Below are 7,428 nucleotides of genomic sequence, written 5' to 3'. Positions count from 1 at the left end.
CCCGCCCGGCGGCGGCAGGCTCAGATCGCGCGCAGCCGCTCGGCGAACGCCGCCGCCGCGGCGCCCGGATCGTCGGCCTCCGTGATCGCCCGGACGACCACGACCCGGCGGGCGCCCGCCTCGAGCACCTCGTCGAGGTTGCCGAGGTCGATGCCGCCGATCGCGAACCAGGGGCGCTCGGTGCCCGTCGCCGCCGTGTGCCGGACCAGGCCGAGGCCGGGGGCCGGGCGGCCGGGCTTGGTGGGGGTGGGCCAGCACGGGCCGGTGCAGAAGTAGTCGACGCCCTCCTGGACGGCCGCGGCGTCCGCCTCCGCCTCGCTGTGCGTCGAGCGGCCGATCAGGACGCCGTCGCCGAGGAGGGCACGGGCCGCGGGCACGGGCAGGTCGCCCTGGCCGAGGTGGAGGACGGCCGCGTCGGCGGCATGGGCGATGTCCGCCCGGTCGTTGACGGCGAGCAGTCTGCCGTGGCGGGCGCAGGCGTCGGCGAACACCTCCAGGTGCTCCAGCTCCTCCGCCGCCTCCATGCCCTTGTCCCGGAGCTGCACGATGTCGACGCCGCTCGCGAGGACCGCGTCCAGGAACTCCGGGAGGTCGCCCTGGCGCCTGCGGGCGTCCGTGCAGAGATAGAGGCGGGCGTCGGCGAGCTGGGAGCGGGCGGTGTCGGGCATGCGTGGGTCCCCCGGGGCGGTCGGTGGCGCGCCGGGGCCTCCCCCGGTGCGGCGGTGTGCGGTCGCGACGGGCGGCCACGGCCGCACACCTGATCGTCGTGTTCGGGCCGGCGAGGCTCTGGAAGCGGCCTCTGCCGGGCGCTGTGGGCTCTACGGAGCGGATGTCCGGCTCAGACGGCGAGCGCCTGGGCGCGACGCTTCACCTCCGTGCCGCGGTTCTCCGCCAGGGCCTGCGCCGGCGTCCCGGGCAGGGACGGGTCCGGGGTGAACAGCCATTCCAGCATCTCTTCGTCCGAATAGCCGTCGTCCCGCAGCAGGGTCAGGGTCCCTACCAGGCCCTTGACCACCTTGTCCTCGTCGATGAAGGCGGCGGGGACGTGCAGCGCCCTGTTCTCACCACGGCGTACGGCGATGAGCTGGCCGTCCTTGACCAGCTGCCGCGCACGCACCACGTCGATGTCGAGCATCTCCGCGATGTCGGGCAGGGTGAGCCAGGCAGGTACGAGAGCATCGGTCTTTGCGTCAATCTCGGTCACCCCTCAAGACTGCCATCCCGGACCGACAGCCGGTAGCCGAGCCTCCTCTTGCCGGGTGGAGCCGCCCGCGAGCCCTTCTCGCCGGGTGGAGCCGCCCGCCGGCCCGTCGCCTACGCCGTCGCCGTCTTGAGTGGCGTCGCCGGGTCCGCGAGCAGCTCGGGGTTCATCGGCGGGCCCGACTCGATCAGCCGGCGGCCCTGCGCGAGGTCGCGGGGGCGGCCCACCGCCAGCAGGGCGACCAGGCGGTCACCGCGCAGCCAGCAGACCGTCCAGGCCGGTCCGGCGGGGTCGCCGCGCCACAGGGTGGTGTCGGCACCGGTGTGGTGGCCGGCGTACTGGACGAAGCGGCCGAACTGCTCCGACCAGAAGTACGGCACCGGGTCGTAGACCGCGGGGGCCTCGCCGGTGGCCGAGCCGAGGATGTTGGCGGCGACCGTGCGCGGGCCCTGGAGGGCGTTGTCCCAGTGGTGGACGAGGAGGCGTTCGCCGTACCGCCCGGAGGGGAAGGATGCGCAGTCGCCGACCGCGTACACGTCGGGCACGGACGTGCACAGGCTCGCGTCGGCCACGACCTCGCCGTGCGGGCCCAGCTCGACGCCCGAGCCGGTCAGCCAGGCCGTGGCGGGGCGGGCGCCGATGCCGACCACGACGGCGTCGGCCGGCAGCCGGGACCCGTCGTCGAGCAGGACCGCGCCGGGCTCGACGCGCTCCACGCGCGCGTGGGTGCGCAGTTCGGTGCCGCTGTCGGCGTACCAGGCGGTCATCGGGGCGGTGACCTCGGCGGGCAGGGCGCCGGCCAGCGGCCGGTCCGCGGCCTCCACGACGGTGACCGCGCAGCCGGCCTCGCGCGCGGCGGTGGCGAACTCGGCGCCGATCCAGCCGGCGCCGACGACCACGACGGCGTGCCGACGGGCGAGGACCGGGCGCAGCCGTTCGGCGTCGTCCAGGGTGCGCAGCAGATGGACGCCGGGGACGCCCTCGGCGCCGGGCAGCCGGATCGGTTCGGCGCCGGTGGCGAGCACGAGGACGTCGTACGGGACGGGCCCGGAGCCGGTGTCCAGTTCATGGTCGGCGGGGCGCACGCCGAGGGCCTCGGTGCCGAGGCGGAGTTCGACGCCCAGGCTCTCGAAGTCGACGTCGAAGGCGGAGTGCTCGGCCGTGCCCAGGAGGACGGCCTTGGACAGCGGGGGCCGGTCGTAGGGCTGGTGGGGTTCGGCGCCGATGAGGGTCACCGTCCCGTCGAAGCCCTGTTCGCGCAGGGCGACCGCGGTCTGCACGCCGGCCATGCCCGCGCCGACGACGACCACCCGCCGCTGCGCCGGCCTGTCTTCTTCCCGCCTCTGTTCGCTCACCTGATCACCTTAGACAACTGACGGATCGTCAGTCAGCCGTCCCGTTCCACGACCGTGCTCCGTGACCTGCTCCACCACGCTGGTGCCGCTGCCCGGCCGCGACTCCCACTCCCAGGTCTCGTCGAGGCGCAGCCGCCCGTCGGGCAGCTCGACGACCGCCGACACGCAGTGCCCGGACGACGTCGTCCCGTCGTGCCCCAGCTGGACGTACCGGAAGTCCAGCCGGTCCCCCTCCCGGACACCCACCAGGTGCCCGCGTACGACGTCGCCGCCCGCATAGTCGGCCCAGATCACGCCGTCCCGCTCGCGGTACGTGAAGCGGGTGCGGGTACCGACCTGACCTGGGGCCTGGTCGGCCACCGGGGCCAGGACCAGGCCGTCGAGCGAACGGGCCACGAGAGGAGGCTCCCTTACAACGGCGGACGACGGGGGGCTAGGGTGGCCAACGTAGAGCACTCGCGGGAGCCCGGACGCACCGGGCTGAGAGGGAGGCTGGCGGCCTCCGACCGTACGAACCTGATCCGGGTCATGCCGGCGAAGGGAGGGGCTGGACGCCCATGTCCTCACATACGTCGGACGTCCTCGTCGTCGGGGGCGGCATCATCGGGCTCGTCACCGCGTGGCGGGCCGCGCAGCGCGGGTTCGCCACGGCCGTGGTCGACCCCGAACCGGGCGGCGGGGCCGCGCAGGTGGCGGCCGGGATGCTGGCCGCCGTCACCGAACTGCACTACGGCGAGCAGACACTGCTCGGCCTGAACCTGGAATCGGCCCGCCGCTACCCGGACTTCGTGGCCGAACTCACCGAACTCACGGGCCACGGCCTCGGCTACCGCCGCTCCGGCACCCTCGCCGTCGCGCTGGACGCCGACGACCGCGCCCACATGCGGGAACTGCACGCCCTGCAACGGCAGTCGGGGCTCGCGTCGGAGTGGCTGTCCGGGCGGGAGTGCCGCCGCCTGGAGCCGATGCTCGCGCCCGGGGTGCGCGGCGGGCTGCGGGTGGACGGCGACCACCAGATCGATCCCCGACGGCTGGCGGCGGCGCTGGTGGCCGCGTGCGAGCGGGCGGGCGTGACCTTCCACCGCGACTGGGCGGAGCGGCTGACCGTGTCGGCCGGGCGCGCGGGCGGGGCCCTCACGCGCGCGGGTACGCGCCTCGCGGCCGGGCAGGTGGTGCTCGCGGCGGGCAGCCTCAGCGGGCGGCTCGCCGGCGTCCCGCCGGAGGTGCTGCCCCCGGTGCGGCCGGTGAAGGGGCAGGTGCTGCGGCTGACCGTGCCCCGGCGGTACGCGCCGTTCCTGACGCGGACCGTGCGGGCCGTGGTGCGCGGCAGCCACGTCTACCTGGTGCCGCGCGAGAACGGCGAGCTGGTCGTCGGGGCCACGAGCGAGGAACTGGGCTGGGACACCACGGTGACGGCCGGGGGCGTCTACGAGCTGCTGCGCGACGCCCACGAGCTGGTCCCCGGGATCACCGAACTGCCGCTCACCGAGACGCGCGCGGGCCTGCGCCCCGCCTCACCGGACAACGCGCCCCTGCTCGGGCCCACCGGCCTGGACGGCCTGCTCCTGGCGACCGGGCACTACCGCAACGGCGTGCTGCTGACACCGGTCACCGGGGACGTCCTGGCCCACGCGCTGGCCACCGGCCAACTCCCCGACGAGGCCCGCCCCTTCACGCCCAGGCGCTTCCACACCGCCGCACTCTCGGAGCAGCCCGCATGAACATCTCCGTCAACGGCGAGCGGCGTGAGGTCGCTCCCGGCACGGCCCTCGACAGCGTCGTACGGTCCCTGGCGCCGGCGCCCTCCGGGGTGGCCGCCGCCCTCAACGAAACTGTCGTCCCGCGCGCGCGATGGTCCGCCACCGCCCTCTCCGACGGAGACCGCGTGGAAGTCCTCACCGCGGTCCAGGGAGGCTGAGCCATGGCCGACGATCCCTTCGTCCTCGGCGGTACGACGTACTCGTCCCGCCTGATCATGGGTACCGGCGGTGCGCCCAGCCTGGAGACGCTGGAGCGGGCGCTGGTCGCGTCCGGGACCGAGCTGACCACCGTCGCGATGCGGCGGGTCGACCCCTCGGTGCACGGGTCCGTGCTGTCGGTGCTCGAACGGCTCGGCATCCGGGTGCTGCCCAACACGGCGGGGTGCTTCACGGCCGGGGAGGCGGTGCTGACGGCCCGGCTGGCCCGCGAGGCGCTGGGCACCGATCTGGTCAAGCTGGAGGTCATCGCCGACGAGCGGACGCTGCTGCCCGATCCGATCGAGCTGCTGGACGCGGCGGAGACACTGGTCGACGACGGGTTCACGGTGCTGCCCTACACGAACGACGATCCGGTGCTGGCACGGAAGCTGGAGGACGTCGGGTGTGCGGCGGTGATGCCGCTCGGCTCTCCGATCGGATCCGGGCTGGGTATCCGCAACCCCCACAACTTCCAGCTGATCGTCGAGCAGGCGCGGGTGCCGGTGATTCTCGACGCGGGGGCCGGTACGGCCTCGGATGTCGCGCTGGCGATGGAGCTGGGGTGCGCCGGGGTGATGCTGGCGTCGGCGGTGACGCGGGCTCAGGAGCCCGTGCTCATGGCTCGGGCGATGCGGGGGGCCGTGGAGGCGGGCCGGCTGGCCCTGCTCGCGGGCCGGATCCCCCGCCGCCACTTCGCGCAGGCGTCGTCCCCCGCGGACGGCCGCGCCGCTCTCGACCCGGAACGCCCGGCGTTCTGACGCTGTCCCCGCACCCCCCGTGGCACTCGGCCGAGGGCCGAGCGCCGTCGGCGGCTGTCTCGGCTCCGACCCGGCCGCCCCCATGTGTGGCTCGTCACAGGTGCGCTTCAGTCCCGCTGCGATACCGGTGCGAGCGGTGAGGGGTGTCGGTGCGGGCTCGTACACTCGCCTGCGTGGACACGACCCTTCAGGACCCTCTGGTCGGGCAGGTGCTCGACGGGCGTTATCGCGTGGAGGCGCGGATCGCGGTCGGCGGGATGGCCACGGTCTACCGGGCCGTGGACACCCGCCTCGACCGCGTTCTCGCGCTCAAGGTGATGCACCCGGCCCTCGCGGCCGACGCCTCCTTCGTCGAGCGCTTCATCCGCGAGGCCAAGTCCGTCGCCCGGCTGGCACACCCCAACGTCGTTCAGGTGTTCGATCAGGGGGCCGACGGCGCGTACGTCTACCTCGCGATGGAGTACGTGGCCGGCTGCACCCTGCGCGACGTGCTGCGGGAGCGCGGCGCGCTCCAGCCGCGGGCCGCGCTGGACATCCTGGAGCCGGTCCTCGCCGCCCTCGGCGCCGCGCACCGCGCCGGTTTCGTGCACCGGGACATGAAGCCGGAGAACGTGCTGATAGGGGACGACGGCCGGGTCAAGGTCGCCGACTTCGGCCTCGTCCGGTCCGTGGACACCGTCACCAGCACCACCGGAACCGTCCTCGGCACCGTCGCCTACCTCGCCCCCGAGCAGATGGAGCAGGGCACCTCCGACGCCCGCGTGGACGTGTACGCGTGCGGGGTCGTGCTCTACGAGATGCTCACCGGCGACAAGCCGCACGACGGCGACACCCCGGCCGTGGTGCTCTACAAGCACCTCCACGAGGACGTGCCCCCGCCCTCCGCCGCCGTCCCCGGCATGGCGTTCCAGCTGGACGAGCTGGTCGCCTCAGCCACCGCCCGCACCCCGCAGGTCCGCCCGGCGGACGCCGTGGCCCTGCTGGCACAGGTTCGCGAGGCGCGCGGCGCGCTCGACGAGGCACAGCTGGACGCGCTGCCCCCGCAGGCGCTGTCCGCCGACCGTGACATCGCCGACGACCGCACCAGCGTGATCCCGCGCTCCCTCACGGTCCCGCGCCTCCTGCCCGTCAACGAGGACGAGGCCGACGACGATCCCGCCGGCTCCGGGGACCCGGCCAACCGGACCTCCCGGTTCGCCTCGGAGCCCCCGCTGCCGCCCCGGCGCCGCTTCGCGCGGCCCCGGCGCGAAGTGCTCGCGATCATCGCCGCCGTCCTGCTCGTGTTCGGCGTCGGCGCGGGCGTCTGGTACATCAACTCGGGCCAGTTCACCAAGGTCCCGGCGGTCCTCACGCAGACCGAGGCGCAGGCCAGGGAACGGCTGGACGCGGCCGGGCTGGACGTGGGCGAGGTGAAGCACGCGTACAGCGACACGGTGAAGCGCGGAACCGTCATCAGCACGGACCCGGAGCCTGGCGCCCGTATCCGTGGCAACGACTCGGTGACCCTGACCGTCTCCGACGGCCCCGAGACCGTGAAGGTGCCGGACGTGAAGGGCTCACGGCTCGACAAGGCCAAGAAGCTGCTGAAGACGGACGGCCTGGAGCCGGGCCTGGTCACCGAGGCGTTCAGCGAGGATGTTCTCAAGGGCTTCGTGATCAGCAGCAGCCCGGACGCCGGCACGGAGCGGCGCGCGGGCTCGGCCGTGTCCCTCGTCGTCAGCAAGGGCGTCCCGATCGACGTCCCGGACGTCACCGGTCAGGACCTGGACGACGCACGGGCCGAGCTGGAGGAGGCCGGCCTGGTGGTGGAGGTCTCCACCTCGGAGATCAACTCGGAGTTCGACAAGGGCCAGGTCGCCGCCCAGTCGCCGGGCGAGGACAAGCAGGTCGCCGACGGCGACACGGTGACGCTGACCCTGTCCAAGGGACCCGAGATGGTCGAGGTCCCGGACGTGGTGGGCGCGAGCGTCGACGACGCCAGGGCCGAGCTGGAAGAGGCCGGCTTCGAGGTCGAGGAGGACCGCGGCCTGCTGGGTCTGTTCGGCGACACCGTCAAGAGCCAGTCGGTGGACGGCGGCGAGACCGCCCCCAAGGGATCGAAGGTCACGATCACCATCCGGTGACCGGGTGGCGCCGGGAGCATGACACCCTGAACG

General features: G+C 74.0%; 8 protein-coding genes and 1 riboswitch. Of the genes, 4 read left to right on the top strand and 4 right to left on the bottom strand.

Annotated elements, in window-relative coordinates; translation table 11 throughout:
* Positions 1-20 precede the first annotated feature (20 nt).
* The 4 genes from thiE to BZL64_RS10155 all read right to left on the bottom strand — a co-directional run bounded on the left by thiE (position 21) and on the right by BZL64_RS10155 (position 2,952).
* Entirely contained in the window at positions 21-668 is a 648-nt protein-coding gene (gene thiE, locus BZL64_RS10170) for a thiamine phosphate synthase (RefSeq protein WP_086768261.1), read from the bottom strand.
* Positions 669-838: 170 nt separating this feature from the next.
* Positions 839-1,204: an Rv2175c family DNA-binding protein gene (locus BZL64_RS10165; protein WP_086768259.1), complete on the bottom strand. Its 366-nt coding sequence runs from the start codon at positions 1,202-1,204 to the stop codon at positions 839-841.
* A gap of 110 nt (positions 1,205-1,314) precedes the next feature.
* Positions 1,315-2,556 carry an NAD(P)/FAD-dependent oxidoreductase gene (locus BZL64_RS10160; protein ID WP_425276031.1) on the bottom strand — a complete coding sequence of 414 codons (1,242 nt, stop codon included), beginning with the start codon at positions 2,554-2,556 and terminating at the stop codon, positions 1,315-1,317.
* Positions 2,557-2,565: 9 nt separating this feature from the next.
* Complete coding sequence (locus BZL64_RS10155; protein WP_086768255.1) at positions 2,566-2,952, bottom strand: avidin-fold protein; 387 nt, start codon at positions 2,950-2,952, stop codon at positions 2,566-2,568.
* Between the two features lie 52 nt (positions 2,953-3,004).
* Positions 3,005-3,116: riboswitch (TPP riboswitch) on the top strand.
* On the opposite strand from BZL64_RS10155, the gene thiO reads away from it, so the two are divergent.
* The 4 genes from thiO (at position 3,114) to pknB (ending at position 7,395) form a co-directional block, all read left to right on the top strand.
* Positions 3,114-4,277: a glycine oxidase ThiO gene (gene thiO / locus BZL64_RS10150; protein ID WP_086768264.1), complete on the top strand. Its 1,164-nt coding sequence runs from the start codon at positions 3,114-3,116 to the stop codon at positions 4,275-4,277. It overlaps the preceding riboswitch by 3 nt.
* Positions 4,274-4,474 (top strand): sulfur carrier protein ThiS, encoded by a 201-nt coding sequence (gene thiS / locus BZL64_RS10145; RefSeq protein WP_086768253.1) that lies wholly within the window; start codon positions 4,274-4,276, stop codon positions 4,472-4,474. The genes thiO and thiS overlap by 4 nt, the downstream gene beginning before the upstream one ends.
* 3 nt (positions 4,475-4,477) lie before the next feature.
* A complete protein-coding gene (locus BZL64_RS10140) occupies positions 4,478-5,272 on the top strand; it encodes a thiazole synthase (RefSeq protein ID WP_086768251.1) in 795 nt (264 codons plus the stop codon).
* A 173-nt stretch (positions 5,273-5,445) separates the two neighbouring features.
* Positions 5,446-7,395 (top strand): Stk1 family PASTA domain-containing Ser/Thr kinase, encoded by a 1,950-nt coding sequence (pknB, locus tag BZL64_RS10135; protein WP_167396115.1) that lies wholly within the window; start codon positions 5,446-5,448, stop codon positions 7,393-7,395.
* The last annotated feature ends 33 nt before the right edge of the window (positions 7,396-7,428 follow it).

The organism is Streptomyces bobili, assembly GCF_002154575.1.
GTDB lineage: Bacteria > Actinomycetota > Actinomycetes > Streptomycetales > Streptomycetaceae > Streptomyces > Streptomyces bobili.
Note: the sequence above shows the minus strand (reverse complement) of the source record. Positions and strands in the feature narration are given on the sequence as shown.